Origin of the sequence: Brevibacillus parabrevis, assembly GCF_022701015.1 — a bacterium.
Lineage (GTDB): Bacteria > Bacillota > Bacilli > Brevibacillales > Brevibacillaceae > Brevibacillus > Brevibacillus parabrevis.
Window position 1 is genome coordinate 1,264,676 of sequence record NZ_CP064090.1, and the last position, 22,437, is coordinate 1,287,112.

The window sequence follows — 22,437 nt, forward strand, 5'->3', positions numbered from 1 at the left end:
GTTTTCTTTGGACAATCCGGCGGTCAGGAAGTTTTCTGCTGCTCCAACAGCTGAATCGCTTCGTCCAATTGGGCGTCAAGCGACAGGGGATCATACGCGAACCAGACGGGGCCAAGCAGCACGACTTGTCCTTTTTGTACGGCAGGAATGCTTTGCCACTCTTTGCGCTGGGTCAAGGCTTGAAAATGAGCACGCGACAGGTCGTCGTCAAAAATGTGGACGAACAGCCAATCGGCAGCGTAAGCGTTCAGTTGATGTTCCTGTACGGGAACGGCCCAAAAATTCGGATCGCGCTTGATGTTGTCCTGAATGATCGGGGGCGGCGTCAGCTTCAGCGATTTGTACAAGACGTGCCCGATATTGCGAACCCCGTAAGCAAAGGTGTGCGCCGGACGGACATTCAGGATCGACACCGTCTCCTCTTTGCCGATGCGTGCGTCCACGTACCGCTTCGTTTTCTGCACTTTTTGATCATGCTGCTTGAACCAGAGCAGCGCTTTGTCTTTTTGCCCGAACAGGTCGGCAATTTGCTGCAAATGACCAAAGACGTCGTCATCCGTCCAGGACAGTGCGCACGTAGGGGCAATCGAGGAGAAGGCCGCACAGTCTTTTGGATAATCGGTCAAAATAAAGGACGGTTGCAGTGGCTTGATCAAATCCGGGCAAGCTTTGGACAGCGAAATGATATCTGACGCCTCTTGTAGCCGGAGCTGTTCCCGCATGTGAGAGACTTGGTCTTCCTGCGCCCCCACAGGCTTGATGCCGAGAGCCATCAAATACTCGGTGTACTGGAAAGTGACAGGGGCGATTTGCCGCTGACTCATTTTGACAAAGACAGTCGGAGAGACGCCAACCTGTTGCTTGAACCGTCTGCTGAAGTAAAACTCATCCTCATATCCGACAAGCTGCGCTACCTCACGCAAACGCTTTTTCGAGTCCCACAACAGCTTTTTTGCCTGATCCATCCGATACCCGGTCAAGTATTCAATCGGGCTTTTTCCTACGTTCTTTTTGAATAGCTCCGTGTAGTAGCGAGGCGTAAGCCCGGCCTTGTTGGCCAGATCAGCCAGCGAGAGCGATTGTGCGTAATGCTCATGGATGTAGGAGAGAGTCTGGTCGATGGGGTGCGACGATTCCACGACTGCTTGCGCGGCAGGGGCCTCCCAGATCGTGAGCAACAGCTGCTGAAAACGAATCTGATTTTGCAACATATCCAGTGGATTCGCTGCCTCGTGCTTGTGCTCATGGTCGGCAAGCAAGGCGCGGGCCAGCTCCAGGCAGGCATGCAGGGACTGGATATGATAGCTGTCGGCCGGAGGGTGCCACAGGCCATCCGGTGCATAGCTGTTATGTTGCCTCGCGTCTTGTTGCAGCGCGTCAAAAAAGAGGGCGAAAAAAGACAGAGAAGCATCACGCCCAGCTACGATGGAATCGGCAGCTTCCGGTGCGAAAAATCGTACACTCCCGGAAGACAGGGGCGGGGCACTAGCGGTGTCGTCGCCCTGCCAATATCCGCTGCCTTCCGTAATCATGAGCAAGGCGTGTTCCGGGCAGCCGGGAAGCGACCATGCTTGATTCGGAGGCAAAGCGATTTGCCGGATGCTTTTCAAGAGGAAAAAGGTTGTCGTCTCTGCGTGGTTGTCGCCCATGATGACCTCTCATTTCAAATGGAATAGCGTGGAGTTAGCGGATTACGGTACAAGTGGCACAAGTTCGAATGACTCGGTGACGACGATGCTGCCTTTTACTGACTGTACCATCGGGCAGTTTTTGCTGGCGGCATCGACGGCCTTTTGCACTTTTTCTGCCTTCAAGTTTTCTCCGGTAATGATGAAGTGAAGGTGAATTTTTTCAACGCGGTTTGCTTCTGCTTCATTGCGCGTGACATCTGCTGTGATTTTCATATCGGTGCAAGGCATGCGCATTTTGTCCAACACTTTGCGCAGGACGCCGCCACTGCAAACGGCAATGGAAGAAACGAGCAGCTGGTAAGGGCGAAAGCCGTACGCCTCATCGCCAGAGACGTGCAGATCGCCATATGATAAATGGGTGACGAACCCTTTTTCTTTTGCTTCAAAATTCATGTCCCGCTCTCCTTTGCGATAGCTTTTCTTCATTATAAAGAAAAAGTGGGGAGGGGGGCATAAAAAGCTGGTAATTATGTGTTGGTCGATTGCTGGTAATTTCGTGGCATAATAACCCAGTTTATCAAAATTTTCGACAAAACTATTCAAAAAACCATGGTAAAATTCGACAATAATAGAAGGATCTATTTTTTTGACAAGGGTGGAAAACAAAATATGAATAAAATAGAGTGGCTGCGCCAGATGGTTGTCGATCGGCCTGAAGATGCTCAGGCTCATTATTGGCTCGGGGTAGAATATGCCACAAATGGACTGAATGTAGACGCAATTGGTGCATTTTCGGCCGGGCTTGCTTGCTGTGGTGGAGATGATGAATTGCGAAAAAAACTGCTTCTGGAGCTTTCGCAAGTTACAACGCAGCTTCAAACGGCTTCCGCTTCAGTCGTCCTGAATGAGGGGATGGAGCCAAAAGAGCGGCAGCAGGCACCGAAAGCGAGCAACGATGGTGCTCATCAAGATGAGCAATGTGCAATTGAATCCTGCCAGGTTGAGAAAGAACATAACATGGAGGAGCCTGAGAATAAATGGGAAGACGAAAAAAACGATCAGGCCAGTTCTGATGTACGCTACTATGCGGCAAAAGCGCTTCCTGGTTTGAAGCTGTTAGATGGAGGGCAAGAAGAGCAAAGAGTAGCGTCTCCTGGACTTTCTACGATTACCTTTCAGGATGTAGCGGGGTTAAATGATCTGAAAAAGGTGATTCAGTTACGCATTATCAGTCCGTTTTTCAATCAGGGGCTATTCTCGAAATTCCGCAAAAGAATCGGTGGCGGCGTCCTGCTTTACGGGCCGCCCGGTTGTGGGAAAACGTTTATGGCCAGAGCGACAGCGGGCGAATGCAAGGCGACATTTCTTCCTGTGCATATTACCGATGTGATCGACCCGTACATAGGAGTAAGCGAGCAAAATTTGAAGGCATTGTTCGAAAAAGCTCGTGCTCACAAACCGAGCATCATGTTTTTCGATGAAATTGACATGGTCGGCTACAACCGCTCCAAAGCCTCCACCGATACCATGCGAGGGATTGTCGACACGCTCCTGACAGAAATGGAAGGCATTGATACAAGCACAGACCAGGTATTGATACTGGGAGCAACCAATTTGCCTTGGGATGTCGACAATGCATTAAAACGCCCGGGCAGGTTCGACCGAATGATTTTTGTTGCGCCACCGGATATGGAGGCGAGGAAACTTACTTTTGAAATCAAGCTTCAAGGAAGATATTCAAGCAAAATTGATGTGGAACGACTGGCGAAAGCCACTGAATTTTATTCAGGTGCAGACATTGAAAACGTAGTGGAAAGAGCTACGGAGCACGTATTGGAGAACATTCTTGAGACAGGGGTTGAGCGCCCGATTCAGATGAGGGATATGGAGCAGGCGTTGAGCGAAATTCGACCGACTACGCTGGAATGGTTGCGCACAGCCAAAAACTACGTCAAATACTCGAACCAAAGCGGTATTTACAATGAAGTCGAAGATTATCTCCGGCAATTCGGCAGATTGATTTGACGCTTTACATCGCAGTACCTTCAGACTGAGTTATCGGAAAAGGGAGAAAGCCATGGCGATATCAGAACAAGAGCGAACGATTTCAGCTATTATCAAATTAGCTAATCATTATTGGGATATGGGCAAGAACGAGGCTGCTTTGGAACAAGCCATGGAGGCATTGCGGATTGCCCCCGATCACTGCGATGCTTTACGCATTGCGGGCTGGAATTGCTACAATCTCAACCGTTATGAAGAGGCGCTTCAGTACGCTGCTCACTGGATTGAGCTTCAACCGGACGATTATTATGTGTATCGTTTGGCTGGCTTGATTTATCGGGATACCAAACGATATGACGATTCAGTTGAAGTGTTGAAGCACAGCGTCGAGCTTGATCCACAAGAGGCCATGTCTTATTATCATTTGGCTGTGTCCATATGCTATCAGGCGGAGAACAATTACGGTGATAGGATCATTCAATCAGTTGCAGGCACGGGATTCTGGAATAAAGGGTATAAAGCAGGGTTTGAGCAGGCACGGGAGCTTTTGCAGACAAGCATACAATTGAACCCGGAGTATGGTTGGAGCTATGCCCAGTTGGCATATGTTAACGGAACGCTGGGGTTTGTGGAAGAAGCAGAACGGAATTCCAAGGCAGCGCTTGAGATAGAACCGAGTAACCCGACTTTTCTAGCGAGACATGCCGATGTTCTTTACGATCTTGGGAAACTGGAAGAGGCAAAGCAAGCAGTTGATGCGGCACTGGAGATTGATCCAGAGTATCGTTTTGCAAGTGAGTTGCAGGAGACAATTTCCAAGAGCCAGGCGGATTATTTTGGATATCTTCACGGGATGAGTTTTAAAAGCGCTGTTTATGCAAAGCTTTACAGGGACCGTCCTGATATTTATTTAAGATCGATTCAGCTGATGCTGATGGCAAACCGATTTAGTCCAATTAAGGAACTCAAAAAGTATTTAAAGCTTGAACCTGATAATCTGGAAATGAACATGCATTATGGTCGATTGTTATATCTCGGAAGGAGGTACAAAAAGGCTGTTGCCCATTTTCAAAAGTGTGCCGAACGTTTCCCGGGGCAACCGCAAGTGGAAGACTGGCTGCAAAAAGCTTCTGAAGCGCCTGCAGGCTTCTCCCTGTTTAAACTCAAGTTAGGTTTTTGGATCAGGGCGATGCCTCCCCATATTGTTTACTTTTTCTGGCTGATATTGTTGAGGCCGATTGTGTTCATACTTTACTTTCTGCTAAAATCGCTAGATGTTCTTTTCCAAATGAGGAGAAAGCGTGTAAAGGGTCGCTTACTTAAAATAATAAGGGAAGGAGATCCTCTGTGGAACAGGCGAAATGGACGGTTGAGCTGACCTCTATATGTTTGAAATATTTCCAGGAAGCTGACAAACTGGTGTTGTCCGAAAACAACAAGCATCAAACCATGCGTATCTTTCGGATTCCAGCACATGAGAAGATTTTGGTTACCCTCATCAATTCCTCGTTCGGTAGTGGCAAAGATGGACTTGTCGTTACTTGTTCTGCTGTATATAGAAAAAAGTGGTGGTCGCTCACGCGGTTTTCCTGGGACGAGTTGATTTCTTCGGATATTGCGGCTATCGACGCCAATACCGTTAGGCTGAAAGATAACATCATGGTTAAGGTCAAGAGGAAGTACAATGCTCATCTTGTCGCAGAGATGTTAAGGGAGATACAGGAAGCAGCGGGGAGACATTTTCAGAAGCCGCAGTTTGGACAGAAAGGATCAAGCAACACGCCAATTACTGTGCGCCGGGAAGGTATCAACTGCAATGATAAGGTAGACCTATTTTACATGCGGGATATATGCTTCCGGTATTATTGGTATCCACATTATTGGACAGGTGTGGACGTTCCGACCAAAAAGATGAAGCTTCTTTGCAACCATTTCGAAATTGATAACAATGAATGGGTTTACGGCATTGTCTATCCTAGCAAATTTGCATTGGGCAAGTACGGTATGGTGGTTCATTCTCAGGGGGTAAAGTGGCGTAATAGCGACAATGCCCCTGTTTGCTGGAACTGGTCTGAAGTCCTGCTTAACAAGGTGGAGAAACAGGGAGGCGCGATCCGTGCCGGAAATGCCCGGTTGTTGGAGGGAGCTGACAGCTATTTAGCAAAGGCTGTGCAATTGGTGAACAACATCCAGTTGTATCTGGAGGGGATCGTTACTGACGGCTGCCCTATTCGGTACGATTACGACACAGCGTATTCCAAGGTTCGAGCGATGCCGATTTCCAGCTCGGGGGAGGAAGCTTTGTGGCTTCCGGTTGAAAATGGTATGCCGTTGCCGATGCTGCGTACGAATGAGCTGAAATGGGCAATCGAGACGGGGCAGGTCGATTGGCAGCAACTGAGTGTGTGGACGAGAGGCATGCCCGGTTGGCTTGCGGTGGAGAGCGTGGAGCAGTTCAAAGAAACGGTGGGAGACAAAGTCTAAAGGTAGCCTCTTGTCTTGCCGTCCCTTTTTTCCTGAAAACAAAGGCCCTTACGCGACAGCCATGCTTCATGCCTCGCCGTAAGAGCCTTTTTTCTATTGATGTGTTAGTTACTCGCTTGCCCGCCCATTCCGCAACAAGGACTGAATGCATTTCGGCAGCATGTCTTTCAATGTGTCGAACGCATAATCAACGTCCAGGCGCTCCGTCCATTGGTGCGCGTCGCGGCCGACGGGGCCGAGGTTCATGACAGGGACGTCGAAGGCTTCCAGCTCCTGGAGCGGAATCGAGTAGCCGTTGTCCCACAGCGGCATGTTGGCGACCAGCGGCTGCATCGACGCGGCAGGGTATTGCAGGCCGACGTAGCTGAGGTCGGAGATTCCGCCGAAGTAGTTTTGCTTGAGCAAGGTCACTTGATGCTGTTCGCGCGCGTATGCTTCCATCTCTGCGACCGTTTGCTGGATCAACGGATGGTTGCGCGAGCTGACGGCCGGGTAGAAAGGTGGGGCAAAGAACAAAATCATCATCGGGGACAGCTCTTTGCACAAAATCGCCAGTTGATCGACCAGCTCGATTGTCGTGTCGCGGTCGTCCTTGTCTTGGCGGTTGGCGATGACATCTGCCTCCAACTGACGCAGCTTGTCTTCTCCGTGCGTTTTCAGGGCGTAGGCGTACAGTTCCTCATAGGTCATCACAGAGATCGTCAGGTCGCGCGGGCTGAACGGAGCGAAATTGGCGAACTGGCTGGCGTGGCGAAGGTAGTTTTCGCGGATGCGTTCCGCTACATTGCGGGCTGCGCCAAGCAGCGGCTCCACGACTTCCTCCATTTGTTTTTCCAGCAGGAACAGGTTGAAGAGCGTCACGGCACGATGCGGGATTTGCACCGAGTATTCTTTTTTCAAATCTTTCTGGATCAGGTTGGTAGGCGGCGGAGAAGCTTCGCCGTCCACGACTTCGCAAAAAGAAGTGTTCAGCTCCAGCTCGCACGTAATTTGCGACGCCATGTAGTTCCCGTTCAACCCGGCAAAAGGCTCGCCTACATGCGTTTCTTTTCCGTAGCAGAGGAAGCCTGGCAGGACCTTTCCGATGGAGCCTGTGTACACGTAGGTGTTCTGGTCGCCCGGATAGCGGGTGAACATCGGCTCGGAGTTAAGCACGGTCGTGTAGTGCAAATCAAACTCTTGGGCAATTTCCAAAAGACGAGGAACAGCTGCCCGCATGCCGACGGAGTTTACTTCTTCGTCCGGCACAGTCAGCAAGAGGATGTTGCCGTCAAACTCGCCCGCGCAAGCTTGCTCGATCATGGACATGTGCAGGGTCAAGCCGCATTTCATGTCCATCGTCCCGCGTCCGAACAGCCAGTCGCCGGAACGCAAGTCTTGCTGCACATCGGCAGGCATGTCAGCCTGGTTTTGCTGAAACAGCGGAGTGAGCGTCTTCGGATCAAAGGCATGCTTCATCCAGCCGCCGTAATCCTCCACATCGACTACATCGAAGTGGCTTACCAAAATGACGGTGTCGCGAACGCCCGGTTTTTTGACGAGCGCCGTGACAAAATGACGTCCATCCTCGGTCGGATTGGCCTGAACGTGGTCGGGATTCGCCTGGTAGTAAGGCAATGAACGCAGCTGCTCGACGATGTAGCCAGGCAATTCTTTCTCAGCAGGCGATCCGGTAATGCTCGGGATGTTCACCAAATTGCACAGAAGATCGACGAGTTGCTCTTTTGTTTGCCATTTTTGCATGGGGTATGCCTCCGTTTTCCGTATAGTGAAAACCATTTCCGTTTAGTGGGCAAAAAAATTACGGAGTTGCTCCGATTCTTTTGGAAATTTCCTTGGCGCTTTGCTTGGCGCGATCGATCAAGGTAGCCAATAGCTCCTCTGTGATCCGATAAGTGGGAACACCGATGCTCAGGGCGCCGACCACTCGCTGGTTATAGCCGATAATGGGGGCGGCGATGGAGGCGGTTCCTTCCGTTTTCTCCCCGTAGCTGACAGCGTAACCATTTTCGCGGATGGCGGGGAGCTGCTTCATAAATTCACGCTGCTGCTCAGGATCAGGAATCAGTGCCATGACGGTTCGTTCCGCTTCCCGAGGCTCCATGTTCGCCAAAATCGTTTTGTTGGCCGCGCCGATGTGCAGCGGGATGCGCTCTCCCAGATTGTCGATGCTTCTGACAGTCATGGAGCTTTCCACCCGTTCGAGCACGATAGCGTCATGCCCATCTGGAATATTCAGGTAGACCGACTCGCGCACATCTGCCGCCAACTGCTCCATAACGGTTCGGGCGACTGCCCGCATGTCGATTTTGTCCAGGATGCGCAGACCGATTTCCATCCAGGTGATGCCAAGCTTGTACTGCTTGGTTTCCGGGATCTGCTGAATCAGCCCGTACTTCATGAGACTGCTGATCAGGCGGTGGACTGTACTGATGGGGAGAGATGTCTTCTCTGCGATTTCTGAGATAGACCAGTGCGTCTTGCTTTCGTCAGATGTCAGGACCAAGATGATGCTCATCGCCCGGTCAATCGATTGTACCAAGTTGTTTCCCTCCTGGCTTTCGTTTTGCGAATGACGATTTGTCAGATGCTTCGCCAGCTTTTTATGAGATCAATCTATCAGAATTATTCGGACGAATCAACATCATTTCATGCAGACAAAAATTCATTGACAAAAAATTTAAAACTATTTTACATTAGGAGTGTAATTTTGTATTGTAGAAGCCGTTCCACAATACGGAATAATCAACAGTAAAACGAAGCGATGCATCATCGCCGCTGAAACATTTGTTCCACTGACGAGATTTCAAAACAGAAGGGAGATTTTATCATGAAATTTTCTCGTGCGATTGTAAGAAAACCGGGGCAGAGCTACGTGAACGGTCTGACGACTTCCGATCTGGGAAAGCCGGATTTCGCTCTTGCTTTGGAGCAGCATGCTGCTTATGTAGAGGCGCTGAAGCAAGCGGGTCTGGAAGTGACCGTTTTGGAAGCGGACGAGCGTTTCCCGGATTCCACTTTCGTAGAAGATACAGCGGTTCTGACCGAAAAGTGCGCGGTCATCACCAACCCTGGCGCGGACAGCCGCAACGGTGAGATTGAGGACATGAAACAAGTGCTCCCGCGTTTCTATGACACGATTGAATACATTCAGGCTCCGGGCTTCCTTGACGGCGGAGATGTCATGCAGGTAGAAAATCATTTCTATGTGGGCCTGTCCACGCGTACGAACGAGGAAGGCGCGATTCAGTTCCGGGAAATCCTCTCCAAATACGGCTATGAGGTTACGATCGTTCCGCTGAAGGAGTTTTTCCACCTGAAAACGGGCATTGCTTACCTGGGTAACGACACGCTCGTACTCGCAGGCGAATTTATCGACTCCGAAGTGTTCAAAGACTACAAGCATCTGGTAGTGGAAAAAGAAGTGGAGTATTCCGCCAACTGCATCCACATCAATGACCATGTAATCATTCCAAAAGGCTTCGACAGCACGAAAAAACAGATCACGGATGCTGGCTACCAAGTAATCGAGCTGGATATGTCCGAGTTCCGCAAGCAAGATGGAGGATTGAGCTGCCTGTCCCTGCGCTTCTAACGCAGGCAGTTCCTTCCCGGCTTACTTTTTACACATCTATTTTCCACTCACGAGCTGGGGAAAGAGAGGGATTATATGAACGCTGGGAATGACAAGGACAAACAACTGCAACGCTCGATGAAAAGCCGCCATCTTTTTATGCTGTCGCTTGGCGGAGTAATCGGAACGGGGCTTTTTCTGAATGCCGGGTATACGATCAATCAGGCGGGGCCGGGCGGAGCGCTCGTCGCGTTTGTCGTCGGGGGCATTCTGCTGTACCTGGTGATGACCTGCCTGGGTGAGCTTTCCGTGAAAATGCCCGTAACAGGTTCTTTTCAAACGTATGCGACGAAGTACATTGGCCCGGCAAGCGGCTTTACACTCGGATGGATGTACTGGCTCGGTTCAGCGACGACGGCTGGCGTGGAGTTTACTGCGGCCGGCATGGTTATGCAGCGATGGTTCCCGGATACGCCGATCTGGATTTGGTGCGCGCTCTTTATCCTTTTGCTCTTTACCTTCAACGCTCTGACGACCAAAGGATTTGCGGAAACGGAATACTGGTTCGCGGGCATCAAAGTGTTGGCCGTTCTTATCTTCATTATTGTCGGACTAGGTGCTATTTTCGGTATAGTCAGTATGGAGGGCAGGGAAGCTCCGTTCTTCTCCAACTTTTCCGCGGATGGCGGGCTGTTTCCGTTCGGGTTTGCGATTGTCTTCGTCACGATGATGAACGTCGTGTTTTCGTATCAAGGCTCGGAACTGATCGGGATCGCTGCCGGAGAAACGGAAAATCCGCACAAAAACATCCCGCGGGCCATCCGCAATGTCGTTTTCCGGATTCTTGTGTTTTACGTGGCTTCGGTCATGATTTTGTCCGCTCTTTTCCCATCCAGCGAGCTGGGGTTGCTGGAAAGCCCGTTCGTGACCGTATTTGATTCGGTAGGCATTCCGTTTGCGGCGGATATTATGAACTTCGTCATTTTGACAGCGCTTTTATCTGTCGGAAACTCTTGCCTGTACGCCGCTACCCGTTTGCTCTGGGCATTGTCGCACAGCGGGATGGCGCATCCGGCATTCGGCAAGCTGACCAAGCGGAGCGTTCCACTGAACAGCTTGCTTGCGACTCTGGCCTTCTCGCTTTTGTCGCTTCTGACCAGCGTGATCGCGGCTGATACCGTGTACGTTTTGCTGATGTCTGTTTCCGGGATCGCGGTCACGTTTACCTGGATGGGCATTGCCCTGTCCCAATTCAACTTCCGCCGGAAATATTTGCAGGAAGGCGGCAAGCTTGAAGACTTGCAGTTCGTGGCGCCGTTTTACCCGGTGATGCCGCTGTTGTGTCTGGCTTTGTGCACGTTCATCCTCATCTTCCCGGCGTTTGATCCGACGCAGCGGGTAGGGTTGTTTTACGGGATCGGCGCTTTGGCGCTGTTCTATCTCTACTACTATTTGCGCTATGGCCGCAACAAGAAAATCAAGCCGGATATTCCGACCCAAGGCTAGACGATCGGTCAAAATGAAATGCCCTGCCAGTTGCCGTGGCGGGGCATTTTTGCGTGTCGTGTCGGGTATGGCTGGTTGTTTGGGTCAGATTCAGGTCAGCCCAAACAGTTCAGACAAATACGGATTGACGAACATGCCGTCAGGATCAAGCTGAGCGCGGATCGCGAGGAAGTCGGGCAGGCGCGGGTACACCTGATGCAGATGTTCTGCCGTCATGTTGTGCATTTTTCCCCAATGCGGGCGACCGCCAAAGCGGCGGAAAATTTGCTCCATGCGCGCGAAGTACGCTTCATATGGCATGCCTTTGTACATGTGCACGGCGATAAAGGCGCTGTCTCGTTCGTAAGCGGGACTGAGCCAAATATCGTCCTGTTTCACGTAACGGCACTCCAGCGGAAAATGCACGGCAAAGCGTTCCTGCTCGATGGCTTGCCGCATTTCCTTGATGGCTTCGCCCATATGCTCGGCGGGAATGCAATACTCCATCTCGTAAAAACGGACCAGACGCGGCGTGGCAAACAGCTCGTGGCTATAGCCGCTTTCGTTGACGTTCGGGACGCTTTGCGCCGACAGCTTGCTCACGGATTGGCTAAGCGTCGGGCGCAGACGGCAGCTCTCCGAAAGCAGCCAGAACAGACCGTTTTCCACCACCATTTTTTTCATGTAGCTCCATTGCTGATTCGCACTGGATGGCTCGGAGGTTTCATTCATGAATTTGACCTGGACGGTATCGGAGTACGGGAAGGTGTAAAATTCGAAATGACGGTGCGATTGCTTGAATGTATCGAGGGAAGACAAGCATTTATCAAGCGGCATGCGATGGCTTTGGTAGCGAAGGCGGTAAGCAGGCAGGACGCGAAGTTTGACTCGAACGATGATGCCGAGCAATCCAAGGGAGACTTGCATCGCTTTGAACAGATCGGGATGTGACTGCTCTGACACCTCCAGCACTTCGCCTGATGCGGTAACGACCGTCAATCCGACGACTTGTGTCGAGACGCTTCCGAAATGAATGCCCGTGCCATGCGTTCCGGTGCTGACGGCACCTGCGATGGACTGGGCGTTGATATCGCCGAGATTTTCCTGGGAATAGCCCGCCTGATGAAGCAACGCGCCAAGCGTCTTGAGCTTCGTTCCCGCCCAGACTTCCACGGTTTGCTGCTCTTGGTCGACGTGGACGATTCCTTGCAAGCGATCCAGGGAAAGCAGGCATTCCTCGGTCTGCACGAGTCTGGTAAAAGAATGCCCGGAACCAACGACGCGGATGCGCGTTCCGTCAGCTTTGCAGGCGCGGACGACGGAGATGACCTCATCCAAAGATTGCGGCATGGCAATGTGCCGCGGCTGGCTCTGAACGTTTCCTGTCCAGTTGCTCCAGCGGTTTGTTTTTTTGCTTACAGTGAGCATAGTCCATCCCCCCGGTATGTCGTCACTTCATCAACAACGTTTCCTCCTGAGACACAATAGAGCCGCGAAAAGCGCTCGCACAGCTCGCCCGCTTTGGCATGGCGAAAGAAGACGGGGTCACCCAATTCCAATGTTTCCAACCCGCGATACTGGATGGGGGTTTGCACTTCTCCGGCGCCTTCGTTGGAAATGAGCCGGACACCTTGCGGCAAGTACGGTTTGGGCAATCGGTCCGCTCCGGCTGAACCGGAAGCGATATAGCCGCCGCCTGCGCAAGTGTAAATATGCTCGGTCGGCTTGCGGATGATTTCCAGGGCAAAGCCGGCTGCTGGCTGGAAATGAAAGTCTTGATAGTAATCAAAAAGTCCGGGAGAAAAGAAGCCGGAGCCAGCCGTGAGTTCTGTAACGGCGTCTTCTTTTCCCGTATGGTGCAAGCTTCCTGTCCCTCCGCCGTTGACGAAGCGCAGCGAGATTCCCATTGCCGTAAGTGCCTTCATCAGTTCCGCTCTGCGATGTGCCACCTCCTTTACCGATCGTTGCTTCAGCAGTCGAATCAGGCTGTTCTTCATAAATCGCCGGGGATAGCGGTCGCCGACGCCTGCAATTTGCGCTTCGTAGCCCATGATTCCGTCCAGGCGGAGATGCTTGGAGGAAGCAACGCGGGAAGCAAGCGCAACGGCCGACTCCAGAGAACGCAGAGGAGAGCGCCAAACGCCGAAATGCAGGCCCAACATATCGGACGACATGTCTATATCCAGGCAGACGGGAAAAATCACGTCTTGCTCGCGGGCGATTTGTTCCAGATGTTCCACATGGGAGACGGAATCGATCATCAAAGTGATGGTACGGCCTTGCCTGATCTGTTCGCCAAGGGCGAGCAGCCAGCTTTTTTCCCAGACGGGATACCCCAGCAGCAAATCGTCAAAGCCTGCCGCGCACAAATGGAGCGCTTCGGGAGCCGAGAAGCACATAAGCCCGGAAAAGCAGTCATCGAACTGCAACAGATGCTTGAGAAGGGCGACACTGCGGATTGACTTGCTGGCAATCCGAATCGGCTTTCCATTGCTTTGCAAAGCGATCTGCTCGGCATTTTGCTCCAAAAGGTCCAGGTCGACGAAAGCGAATGGCTTTGGAATCCCTGCAAAGGCAGACTGGTAATAACGATAATCCCGCATGGGCAAGCCCCATCCTTTTTGTATGAGTGTAGTAATACGAAAATATTTCTTAAAATTCTACATATTCTATCTTTTTATGTCGTTTCCTTCCAACTTTTTTGGGGGAGTTCCTTGGAAATTACGAACGTTCGGATATAATGTTCGGTTTTTGCTGAATGTAACCGTTTCAAACAAGCTGTTTTCATGTTAAAAAAATGTAAACACGAATAAATGGATGGTCGTATATTGACTTGATTCAGATTATGCGCTACTATACATATGGTTGTTAGCAAGATGAACTGGCTTGATGAATCCTTAATAAATTCGTATATCCTCGAAAATATGGTTTGAGGGTCTCTACAGGGAACCGTAAATTCCCGGCTACGAATGAGGTTGTTTTTTGACATACCTTATTCGTCGGCCGGGAATTTTTTGTGTTGTCGTCCATACAACAACTCAGGGGAGACTGCGCAAGAGTGACTCATGCTTGATAAAAACCAAGTATTCAAACGTGTTTACAGGGAGGAATTGCAGATGAAAAAATACGATGCCATTGTAGTAGGAGCAGGACCAGCCGGAATTTTTACATGCTATGAACTGACGCGAAAAGCGCCGAATGCGAAGGTGCTGCTCATAGATAAAGGCCACGATATTTACAGCAGACGCTGCCCGATTTTGGAAGAGAAAATCAAGCTCTGCCCGCCTCCTGCCGGGAAAAAGGATTACGCAGGCTGTCTTCCGGCCTGTTCGATCACCAGCGGGTTTGGTGGAGCAGGCGCTTACAGTGACGGCAAATTCAACATTACGACGGAGTTCGGCGGATGGATGACGGATTACCTCAATCCTTCGACTGTGCTCGGCTTGATCAAATACGTAGACGAAATCAATCTGGAGCACGGCGCGACCGAGACGATTACCGATCCGACGACAGAGACGATCAAAAGCATTGAACAGCGCGGATACGCGGCAGGGCTGAAGCTGTTGCGCGCCCAGGTTCGCCATTTGGGCACAGAGCAAAACCTGGAGATTTTGCAGTCGATTTTTGAATACTTGAAGGAACGGATCGACATGATGTTCAAGACAGAGGTCGAGGATATTTTGACGGTCAAGGAAGACGGAGCCCATCGGGTCAAAGGGGTTGTCCTGAAAAACGGGGAAGAATACGAAAGCGATTTTGTCGTGATCGGCCCTGGACGGGACGGTTCCGCCTGGCTGACCAGCATTTTGAAAAAACGCCGCCTGAAAATGTACAACAATCAGGTGGACGTCGGGGTGCGCGTAGAGACATCAGATGTCGTGATGCGCGAGATCAACGAGCATTTGTACGAGGGCAAATTCATTTTCAACACGTCTGTCGGCACACGGGTTCGCACGTTTTGCAGCAATCCGTCCGGGCACGTGGTCGTGGAAAACCACAGCGGGGTGATGGCGGCAAATGGTCACTCCTACAAGGACCCGGCTCTCGGCTCGCCGAATACGAACTTCGCGCTGCTCGTATCCCACACGTTTACAGAGCCTTTTGACAAGCCGAATGAATACGCGCGGGAAATATGCAAACGGGCAAACGATTTGTCCAACGGCGGCGTCATCGTGCAAAAGTACGGCGATATTTTGCGGGCGCGCCGCTCGACTGAAGCGCGGATCAGGGAAGGCTTCCTGGAGCCGACCTTGAAGGAAGCGGTACCGGGCGACCTGGGACTGGTCTTGCCGTACAACACGATGAAAAGCTTGATAGAAATGGTAGAGGCGCTCGACAAGGTTACGCCGGGAATCGCCTCGGAGCACACGCTGTTTTACGGGGTGGAGGCGAAATTTTACTCGGCTCGTCCGAAGCTTACAGAGGAGTTTGAAACAGAGATCAAAGGATTGTTCTGCGGTGGCGACGGCGCGGGAATCACACGCGGCTTGGCGCAGGCGGGAGCGGCAGGCGTCTGGATGGCGCGCAGCATGGTCAAACGGATGAGCTAACCGTCCATATAATTGGGGAATAATGAGAAGGGCTTCTACCTGAAACAGCGATGTTTAGGTAGAAGTCTTTTTTGTGAAAAAGTATGTTTAGTTTTAACGTAATAGTATGAGTTCCTAATTTGTAGAGATACTTCCTCAATGACAATGCATCGTACAACAATATGAACGCTCAAGATATTTCGGGCTGTTAAATACATAAGTGAATGTTAAGTTATCAACATTTTTAAGTGCTTGATTATCACTTTTAAAAAATCGAAAGTGAAACTTATGTAGTGATTGTTGAGGATGGAGGATCGTTTTTGTGACTTTTTAAAGTTTACATACATATCTAGTTTTAAAAGGAAATAAATGCATTAATGAAAAATAAATATGGAATAAATTTACTAATTATGGTAACGTGTATTTTGTCGATCAATTTAAGAAGGAGAAAGATGATGAAGAAATTAATAGGAGTAGTAAGTAGCTTTATCTTTACTATGATTCTTTGCGGTAATTGTTATGCTGATTCCTCTGAAAATTTAGAAATAAAACCAATCATTTCGTCTGAAAGTCAAATTAAACTGGATTGGAATGAAGTTGGAGAAAGCTATCAAGTATTCTCGAATGGGAACTTAATTTATGAGGGGGAAAATTCGGGTTTTAAACATGATAATCTGGTTGATTCAATGCCATATTATTACGTTATAAAAGCTTTAGATGCAGAAGGTAAGGTTATAGATCAGGTAAATGTAAAGACTATGACAAGGCCCAAGGAAAAGAACGAATTACTGTCTGGGCTTTCAAAAAGCACATTAGAAAAAGTAAAGCAAAATCCTTTAACTGACTTACAAGTTGATACAATTACAAACAATAAGATGGTAGTAATAGATTGGCCAGATATTGATGGTGTAGAGAATTATAAGGTTTATCGGGATGAAAAATTCTTGCAAGAAACTACAGATAGTCGAGTTGTCGACGAAGAGGTTAAAGCGGGTGAGCAATATACTTATAAAATCGTTGGCGCGAGACCAATGAGCGATGCATTGAAACGAGATAAGATTCAGGAAATGAAGAATAGTGGTATAGATGCAGCTAGCATGAATAAACAGGACAATTTTTATCAGACAATGACAATAATTAGAGAAGTGGATTTAAGTGAAGAGCAGTTTATTGCTGAACCAGTTCCAGCCCCCAAGAAATGGCAATTGAGATATAGAACATTCATTCCAGAGAACTTTGTACCTAATCCTTGGCCAGACTCTACTTACGCATATTTTGGTGGAGATGGAAGCGATAGGGGATTTGATGCTGAGGATAGGCGCTATCGAACGCATACTGAAGTAAGAGTTTGCATATTTTGTTCAAGCAATGGAACCGGAGCAACAGTCGGCGTTACAAATATTGATGTTCACCCTACTAAGGGTTATGACGCAAATCACAACTTGGTGAATACAGCCACTGCTAGTGATAAAAATATCAAATTCAAGTATGAACCTATCGTCGATCAAAAGAATGGTAAGGTAGAATTTATTTTTGAACATGCTGCACCAAACGGTCTAGTGCCTGGACCGGATATTGATTACTATTATCGGGGTAAATTTTGGGGCGCTGGTGGATATACAATCGATGGCGGAAATGATCTGGCTCCTAGCCATGAATTTTTTATTATACAACCAGGTAACAACCAATGGGTACTTAAATATGGAACTGCTCATAAAGATTTCAATATGCTGTTTCCTCCATTAGACAGTTTCTTTAATATTGGGAAATAAATGAAATTGGAGATGGGTCAGTGAGCTGCGCTGTCTCCTTTTACGTCAAAAATATGGAGAAGGATGCCATGCTGTCAAAGTACAGTGTTGTCTTGCTTGCCACGCCGATTTCTATTTTGCTGTATATCATTTTAAATTTTAATAAACCTGTATTGTACTTTGTTATTTATGGCTTTGTTGTAGCTACAGTCTTTTTAACAGTGTCATTACCCGTGTCTTTATTAGCGGATACTATTATTAGTCAATTAGTACATGCACGATGGATCGCAGGTGCTTTCTTACAAGTAATGATTACCTTTCTTGTTCTAACCCCCCTCTTGTTTATCCCCCTATTTTTGCTTTTTATAAACCAGAGCAATGATTTAAACTTCGTCTCATTTATCTCATATTCAAGCGTGCTCTGGAAACCTGCGCTTATTAATTCACTGCTATATTGGTTTGTAGACATGGTAGTTCAGTTTGTGCAAAATAAAAACGTCTCAAAAAAATGACTTTGTCGAATGGAATTGTTGTCGACAAAGTCATTTTCTGTGGATAATGAATCTCGGTTCAATTTATGCAATCGTATTCAAGTTTTCCGTCATCTTTTTCAGCACCCGATTAAAGACAGCCAACTCGCTCTCATCCAAATCGCGCAGGGCGACGTCTTCCAGATCGCGGGCAGCTTGCAGCCACTCGGGGAAGCGCTCGATAGCGGCTGGCGAGAGCGAGACGTACCGTTCGCGCTTGTCGTCACCCTCGGAGCGGATGATCCAGCCCATTTCCTCCAGCCGGGTCAATGTCCGCGTAATGGTAGGGGCCTCCACGTTCAAGTAATTGCTCAACTGCACCTGCGTCAGCGAGCTGCGGTAGTGCAGGCAGAGAATGATGCTCCATTGCGAGCTATATAATCCCATGGGCGACATGATTCCATTCAAGGTTTTACTGAAAACTCTGGCAGTTTGGCCGATCTTGTGACCGTAGTGTTGCATGAATATCAGACCTCCAGAAAAAACTGGTTCGATACGATGCGCTTGATTGCTTAAGTAAATATGTACAAATAAAATAGTAGCAGGTAATGACATATAAGTAAATGTTTATTCGAATGTAAAAAAGGCATTCTTCCGAACAAAAAACAAAGCTGATGACAGTCGTTCCCCGTCGCTCAGCTTTGTGCACACACGATTTTGCGTTCAGTTGTTCACTACTTTTAACTGGCGGACAAAATGCCGAGCGGGCCAGATTCGTCTATAATCGACTGCAAGTCGTAGACGGAGATCGGGAACATCGGAAACCCGACGTAATAAGGCGTGATTTCATACAATTGGAAATAAATAACAAGCGATTTGTCTGCGAGATAGAAGTCCTGATCTGGCTTGATTGTGGTAAAATTACCTAAAGTAGGAATATCGCGCTCTTTGATTTGTCGCTTGATGTTTTCCGACAGGACCGTGACGTAGTCGCTGCCTGGCTTGAACAGATCGCGCAAGGTGTAGAGCTTGCCTGTCTGGGTATTGGCTGTTACAGAGCCGAGAAAAGTCATTCCGTGAGCCATTTGCGGGGTGTACGCGTAGTTGCTGAGTGTCACGCTGAAAATGCCGCGTTCATTCGTCTTGATTTCAAAGCTGCCTTGCATCTGTGTATTTCCCGGCACCTGCACTCGTTGCTGCTCGTGGATCAAGCCTTGCACCGTTTGCAAAATGGCCCGGTTGATGTCTTTTTCCGCCTGCTGGTTGGCCAGCCCTGCCAGCTGCGGGTAGTAAATCGTGGTGTTCGGACGGTTGATGGTCCGCGTCAGCACAGTGGCTGGCAACAGATTGAGTTGTTCTTCCACAGTTCCAGTTCCTTTCCAAATAGCTTAAAATAAGGGGAGATGATAGTAGCCTATTCTCCAATCGTTTTGGCTGTTCTCACTTTTTTCACAAATTAGTCAATCTGCACGCGATATAATGGTTAAAGAATCCGATACATAAGTAACAGGAAAAGGGGGGCACTTATGATTCAATTGGTTCGTAACACCTTGACGGACAAAGAAGGCTTTATGATTTTTATCCTATGGAACCACCTGTGGATGGCGGGACTGATTGCTTATCAGGTCGATGCAAACTTCTGGAAAGTGACGTCCCTCGGATTGCTGGTCACCCTCATTGTGTCACCGTTTTACTTCATCAAAAGGGACAGTCATGTCATTCGTTACCTGGTAGCGATTGGACTCATGTTTTACGCGATCTCATTCGATCACTTTACTACCTATCCAGAGGTAACTTTTCTCGCATTCATTGTCATGGGATTTTTGGCAGCCTACCTCGACTGGAAGCTGGTAGTGTCGGCGGGAATCGCGCAGATTGTTGTGACTCTGGTCGGCTTTTATACAGGCTCCTACGAAATTTTTAGCGGCGACTTCACGGAACTGAATCTGGTGCTGCGGATTGTAGCGATCCTCATGATGATGGGGGCTGTAACGTACCTCTGTCTGGCTGGACAAGCTTCTCTCAGCAAGGCGAATATCGCCCGACAGGAAGCAGAGGAAAAAGAACGCCGTCTGGGAGAAATGCTCGTACATATTCAACAGATGACGGGGCAGATTGACCGCACGACAGAGCATGTGCACGAGCATGCCGAAGGAACGAAACGCAATACGGACGAGATGATGATTGCGTTTCGCGAAGTTGCGACTGGCATGGAATCGCAGGCCAATTCGACTGTGAAGATCGAAGAAGAGGTGCAGTCGATCGACCAGGAGATCGTGGCGGTAACGACGCAGACGAATGCGATGAAGAGCGAGTCCGATCAAAACAACCAGCGCCTGAAAGACAGCGTGGGCATGATGAACGAGCTTTCACAGCAAATGGAACAGATCGTGTCTGCGGTCAATGTGGCTGCTGCGACGATTCACCAGCTCAATCGCCAGGCGAACCGGGTAGAAGAAATCGTGGGAGCGATCAACCAGATTGCTACGCAAACAAATCTTTTGGCGCTCAACGCCGCCATCGAGTCAGCGCGGGCTGGCGAGCATGGACGCGGTTTCGCTGTAGTAGCTGACGAAGTGCGCAAGCTGGCTGAGCAAAGCGCGACCGCTACCCAGGAGATTACGGAAATTCTCAAATCGCTCCATCAGGAGAGCGAGAACGCTGTGCAGCAAATCAGCAACGGAGAGGCGTCTGTAGCCAAAGGACAGGAGCTGGCTGTAAAAACGGTGGCTTCGATCGAGGCAGTGCGCTCCGGCATGGTGGCATTCCTGCAAGCGGCCGAGCATGTCGGTTCCAGCATGAACCGGGTCAAAATGCGTTCAGGCGAAGTGGCGATGGAGATGTCGACGATTACGGCCGTCACCGAACAATCGGTTGCCAACCTGGAAGAGCTTTTTGCCACCGCAGAAAATCAGCATCAAAAGGTGCGGGAAATTACCGAAGAGCTGGGTGAGCTTAGCAACCTGTCGCATCGACTCCAGCAAACCTTTCAAACGAAATAAACAAACTGGCGGAAACAATCTGAAAAAACAATTGCTTTTTCAGAGCGTTCTGCTAGAATAAGTTCATTGTAACTCAATAGATGATCTACCTTATCGAGAGCGGCGGAGGGACTGGCCCTATGAAGCCCGGCAACCACTGGACATGCGAGACATGTACAGAAAGGTGCCAATTCCTGCAAAACCTGTACCGGGGTTTTGACAGATGAGGAAGAGGACGGCTTCGGACGCAAACTCTTCCTTCGGGAAGAGTTTTTTTTCGTTAGAAGGGGAGGATGGACAGAGGGAGAATAACGAACAATAAAATAATTTTAATGTGAAATATTCGTGTTTGGTATTGATCTTTTTGTCGAAAAACCGTACATTATGGTTAGGATAGAGAAAACGGAGAACGTTCAGATAGGGGAGAAAGACACCATGAAGAAGTTGTTGTTGGCATTGACTACTTTTGCTGTTTTGGCTGCGGGTTGTTCAGCAGGCGGGAATGCACCTGCCGGGAACGCATCGACGGATAAGCCGAAAGAGCAAGCCGCAGGACAAGAAGGTGCAGCGAAGAAACGCGTTGCCTTGATTTTGCCTGAAAAAATCGGCGTGAACCCATTCTTCCAGCAAATGGACGAGGGCGCGAAAAAAGCAGGACAAGAATTTGGCGCGGAAGTAAAAAGCATCGAGTCGACTGACCATGGTGCGATCGAAGAGAACTTGCGCGTAGCCGTAGCGGAAAACTACGACCTGATCATCACTTCTTCTTTTGAAGCAGAAGACGCACTGAAAAAAGTAGCCGCAGAAAACCCTGATCGCAACTTCGCGATTATTGATACAGTAGTCGATTTGCCAAATGTGCGCAGCGTTACTTTCCGCGAGCAGGAAGCAGCTTACCTGATGGGGGTGGCGGCAGGTCTTGCCACGAAAACAAACAAAGTCGGCATGGTTGTCGCAATGGACATTCCGCTTCTGAAAAAATGGACAGGCGGATTCCAGGAAGGCTTGAAATCGACCAATCCGAATGCAGAATTTCTGGTAAACTACGTGGGCAGCTTCACTGACCCGGCAAAAGCGAAAGAGCTGGCTCTGCTGCAAGCATCCAAAGGCGCTGACTTCATCAACGGAGCAGCTGCGGTAGGCGATCTCGGCGTATTCGAAGCCGCGAAGGAAAAAGGCTTCTTTACAGCAGGACAAGACGTTGACCGCACGACGATTGACCCTGAGCACATCGTATTGTCCCAACTGAAAGGGACAGACGCAGCAGCGTATGAAACTGTGAAATCGTTTGTGGAAGGTTCTTTCAAACCAGGTGTCGTCAACTACGGATTGAAAGAAAAAGGCGTAGGCGTAACGTATGTGACTCACGAAAGCAAAACACCGCTGAACGCTTTCATCGGCCAGGAAGTTGTGGACAAAGTAAAAGCGATCAGTGAAGAGATCATTGCTGGTACCCGCAAAGTGCCGGATTCGTTCTAAAAGCTAGTGCACAGAGCTTGATTGTGACCGACTACGGCTGTGTAGTCGG

Annotated in this window: 18 protein-coding genes and 2 riboswitches; of the genes, 10 read left to right on the forward strand and 8 right to left on the reverse strand. The window is 49.3% G+C overall.

Annotation, left to right across the window (positions count from 1 at the left end):
* Positions 1-23: 23 nt before the first annotated feature.
* Together IRJ17_RS06080 and IRJ17_RS06085 are read right to left on the reverse strand one after the other, a co-directional pair.
* Positions 24-1,649, reverse strand: coding sequence for an AraC family transcriptional regulator (locus IRJ17_RS06080; RefSeq protein ID WP_341276020.1), 1,626 nt, complete (start codon positions 1,647-1,649; stop codon positions 24-26).
* Positions 1,650-1,691: 42 nt separating this feature from the next.
* Positions 1,692-2,084: an OsmC family protein gene (locus IRJ17_RS06085; RefSeq protein WP_217022084.1), complete on the reverse strand. Its 393-nt coding sequence runs from the start codon at positions 2,082-2,084 to the stop codon at positions 1,692-1,694.
* 156 nt (positions 2,085-2,240) lie between these two features.
* Between IRJ17_RS06085 and IRJ17_RS06090 the strand changes: the two genes are divergently transcribed.
* The 3 genes from IRJ17_RS06090 to IRJ17_RS06100 are packed head-to-tail and all read left to right on the forward strand — an operon-like array spanning position 2,241 to position 6,119.
* Entirely contained in the window at positions 2,241-3,656 is a 1,416-nt protein-coding gene (locus IRJ17_RS06090; RefSeq protein WP_341276021.1) for an AAA family ATPase, read from the forward strand.
* A gap of 52 nt (positions 3,657-3,708) precedes the next feature.
* A complete protein-coding gene (locus IRJ17_RS06095; protein ID WP_242773739.1) occupies positions 3,709-5,013 on the forward strand; it encodes a tetratricopeptide repeat protein in 1,305 nt (434 codons plus the stop codon).
* Positions 4,983-6,119: a DUF4339 domain-containing protein gene (locus IRJ17_RS06100; protein WP_242773741.1), complete on the forward strand. Its 1,137-nt coding sequence runs from the start codon at positions 4,983-4,985 to the stop codon at positions 6,117-6,119. The genes IRJ17_RS06095 and IRJ17_RS06100 overlap by 31 nt, the downstream gene beginning before the upstream one ends.
* A 108-nt stretch (positions 6,120-6,227) precedes the next feature.
* Here IRJ17_RS06100 and IRJ17_RS06105 read toward each other — a convergent pair whose 3' ends face one another.
* Complete coding sequence (locus IRJ17_RS06105; protein WP_242773743.1) at positions 6,228-7,862, reverse strand: M20/M25/M40 family metallo-hydrolase; 1,635 nt, start codon at positions 7,860-7,862, stop codon at positions 6,228-6,230.
* A gap of 58 nt (positions 7,863-7,920) precedes the next feature.
* Complete coding sequence (locus IRJ17_RS06110) at positions 7,921-8,661, reverse strand: IclR family transcriptional regulator (RefSeq protein ID WP_122962499.1); 741 nt, start codon at positions 8,659-8,661, stop codon at positions 7,921-7,923.
* Between the two features lie 288 nt (positions 8,662-8,949).
* On the opposite strand from IRJ17_RS06110, the gene IRJ17_RS06115 reads away from it, so the two are divergent.
* Positions 8,950-9,714 carry a dimethylarginine dimethylaminohydrolase family protein gene (locus IRJ17_RS06115; protein ID WP_063228884.1) on the forward strand — a complete coding sequence of 255 codons (765 nt, stop codon included), beginning with the start codon at positions 8,950-8,952 and terminating at the stop codon, positions 9,712-9,714.
* A 75-nt stretch (positions 9,715-9,789) separates the two neighbouring features.
* Positions 9,790-11,199, forward strand: coding sequence for an amino acid permease (locus IRJ17_RS06120; protein WP_122962500.1), 1,410 nt, complete (start codon positions 9,790-9,792; stop codon positions 11,197-11,199).
* A 90-nt stretch (positions 11,200-11,289) separates the two neighbouring features.
* Here IRJ17_RS06120 and IRJ17_RS06125 read toward each other — a convergent pair whose 3' ends face one another.
* Both IRJ17_RS06125 and IRJ17_RS06130 read right to left on the reverse strand, forming a co-directional pair.
* Positions 11,290-12,606, reverse strand: a complete 1,317-nt coding sequence (locus IRJ17_RS06125; protein WP_242773746.1) for a D-arabinono-1,4-lactone oxidase — start codon at positions 12,604-12,606, stop codon at positions 11,290-11,292.
* Positions 12,594-13,781 (reverse strand): amino acid deaminase/aldolase, encoded by a 1,188-nt coding sequence (locus IRJ17_RS06130; protein ID WP_173599072.1) that lies wholly within the window; start codon positions 13,779-13,781, stop codon positions 12,594-12,596. Before IRJ17_RS06130 ends, IRJ17_RS06125 begins: the two co-directional genes overlap by 13 nt.
* 283 nt (positions 13,782-14,064) lie before the next feature.
* A riboswitch (purine riboswitch) is annotated at positions 14,065-14,164 on the forward strand.
* Between the two features lie 130 nt (positions 14,165-14,294).
* Here IRJ17_RS06130 and IRJ17_RS06135 point away from each other — a divergent pair.
* The 3 genes from IRJ17_RS06135 (at position 14,295) to IRJ17_RS06145 (ending at position 17,970) form a co-directional block, all read left to right on the forward strand.
* Complete coding sequence (locus IRJ17_RS06135) at positions 14,295-15,728, forward strand: NAD(P)/FAD-dependent oxidoreductase (protein ID WP_173596325.1); 1,434 nt, start codon at positions 14,295-14,297, stop codon at positions 15,726-15,728.
* Between the two features lie 434 nt (positions 15,729-16,162).
* Positions 16,163-17,479: a fibronectin type III domain-containing protein gene (locus IRJ17_RS06140; RefSeq protein ID WP_242773761.1), complete on the forward strand. Its 1,317-nt coding sequence runs from the start codon at positions 16,163-16,165 to the stop codon at positions 17,477-17,479.
* A 68-nt stretch (positions 17,480-17,547) separates the two neighbouring features.
* Positions 17,548-17,970 carry a hypothetical protein gene (locus IRJ17_RS06145; RefSeq protein ID WP_242773763.1) on the forward strand — a complete coding sequence of 141 codons (423 nt, stop codon included), beginning with the start codon at positions 17,548-17,550 and terminating at the stop codon, positions 17,968-17,970.
* A 63-nt stretch (positions 17,971-18,033) separates the two neighbouring features.
* Here IRJ17_RS06145 and IRJ17_RS06150 read toward each other — a convergent pair whose 3' ends face one another.
* Both IRJ17_RS06150 and IRJ17_RS06155 read right to left on the reverse strand, forming a co-directional pair.
* Entirely contained in the window at positions 18,034-18,450 is a 417-nt protein-coding gene (locus IRJ17_RS06150) for a MarR family winged helix-turn-helix transcriptional regulator (RefSeq protein WP_063228891.1), read from the reverse strand.
* Between the two features lie 218 nt (positions 18,451-18,668).
* Positions 18,669-19,292: a DUF3298 and DUF4163 domain-containing protein gene (locus IRJ17_RS06155; RefSeq protein ID WP_122962504.1), complete on the reverse strand. Its 624-nt coding sequence runs from the start codon at positions 19,290-19,292 to the stop codon at positions 18,669-18,671.
* A 162-nt stretch (positions 19,293-19,454) separates the two neighbouring features.
* Between IRJ17_RS06155 and IRJ17_RS06160 the strand changes: the two genes are divergently transcribed.
* Both IRJ17_RS06160 and IRJ17_RS06165 read left to right on the forward strand, forming a co-directional pair.
* Positions 19,455-20,930: a methyl-accepting chemotaxis protein gene (locus IRJ17_RS06160; protein WP_122962505.1), complete on the forward strand. Its 1,476-nt coding sequence runs from the start codon at positions 19,455-19,457 to the stop codon at positions 20,928-20,930.
* 87 nt (positions 20,931-21,017) lie between these two features.
* Positions 21,018-21,139, forward strand: a riboswitch (SAM riboswitch).
* Positions 21,140-21,344: 205 nt separating this feature from the next.
* The gene (locus tag IRJ17_RS06165; RefSeq protein WP_242773765.1) at positions 21,345-22,388 is read left to right on the forward strand and encodes a BMP family lipoprotein; all 1,044 of its coding nucleotides are present in this window, start codon (positions 21,345-21,347) and stop codon (positions 22,386-22,388) included.
* Positions 22,389-22,437 lie beyond the last annotated feature (49 nt).

Coding starts and splice junctions, on each gene's coding strand:
- IRJ17_RS06080 (WP_341276020.1), bottom strand. CDS start 1,649: ATGGGCGACAACCACGCAGAGACGACAACCTTTTTCCTCTTGAAAAGC.
- IRJ17_RS06085 (WP_217022084.1), bottom strand. CDS start 2,084: ATGAATTTTGAAGCAAAAGAAAAAGGGTTCGTCACCCATTTATCATAT.
- IRJ17_RS06090 (WP_341276021.1), top strand. CDS start 2,241: ATGGTAAAATTCGACAATAATAGAAGGATCTATTTTTTTGACAAGGGT.
- IRJ17_RS06095 (WP_242773739.1), top strand. CDS start 3,709: ATGGCGATATCAGAACAAGAGCGAACGATTTCAGCTATTATCAAATTA.
- IRJ17_RS06105 (WP_242773743.1), bottom strand. CDS start 7,862: ATGCAAAAATGGCAAACAAAAGAGCAACTCGTCGATCTTCTGTGCAAT.
- IRJ17_RS06115 (WP_063228884.1), top strand. CDS start 8,950: ATGAAATTTTCTCGTGCGATTGTAAGAAAACCGGGGCAGAGCTACGTG.
- IRJ17_RS06120 (WP_122962500.1), top strand. CDS start 9,790: ATGAACGCTGGGAATGACAAGGACAAACAACTGCAACGCTCGATGAAA.
- IRJ17_RS06125 (WP_242773746.1), bottom strand. CDS start 12,606: ATGCTCACTGTAAGCAAAAAAACAAACCGCTGGAGCAACTGGACAGGA.
- IRJ17_RS06130 (WP_173599072.1), bottom strand. CDS start 13,781: ATGCGGGATTATCGTTATTACCAGTCTGCCTTTGCAGGGATTCCAAAG.
- IRJ17_RS06135 (WP_173596325.1), top strand. CDS start 14,295: ATGAAAAAATACGATGCCATTGTAGTAGGAGCAGGACCAGCCGGAATT.
- IRJ17_RS06140 (WP_242773761.1), top strand. CDS start 16,163: ATGAAGAAATTAATAGGAGTAGTAAGTAGCTTTATCTTTACTATGATT.
- IRJ17_RS06145 (WP_242773763.1), top strand. CDS start 17,548: ATGCTGTCAAAGTACAGTGTTGTCTTGCTTGCCACGCCGATTTCTATT.
- IRJ17_RS06150 (WP_063228891.1), bottom strand. CDS start 18,450: ATGCAACACTACGGTCACAAGATCGGCCAAACTGCCAGAGTTTTCAGT.
- IRJ17_RS06160 (WP_122962505.1), top strand. CDS start 19,455: ATGATTCAATTGGTTCGTAACACCTTGACGGACAAAGAAGGCTTTATG.
- IRJ17_RS06165 (WP_242773765.1), top strand. CDS start 21,345: ATGAAGAAGTTGTTGTTGGCATTGACTACTTTTGCTGTTTTGGCTGCG.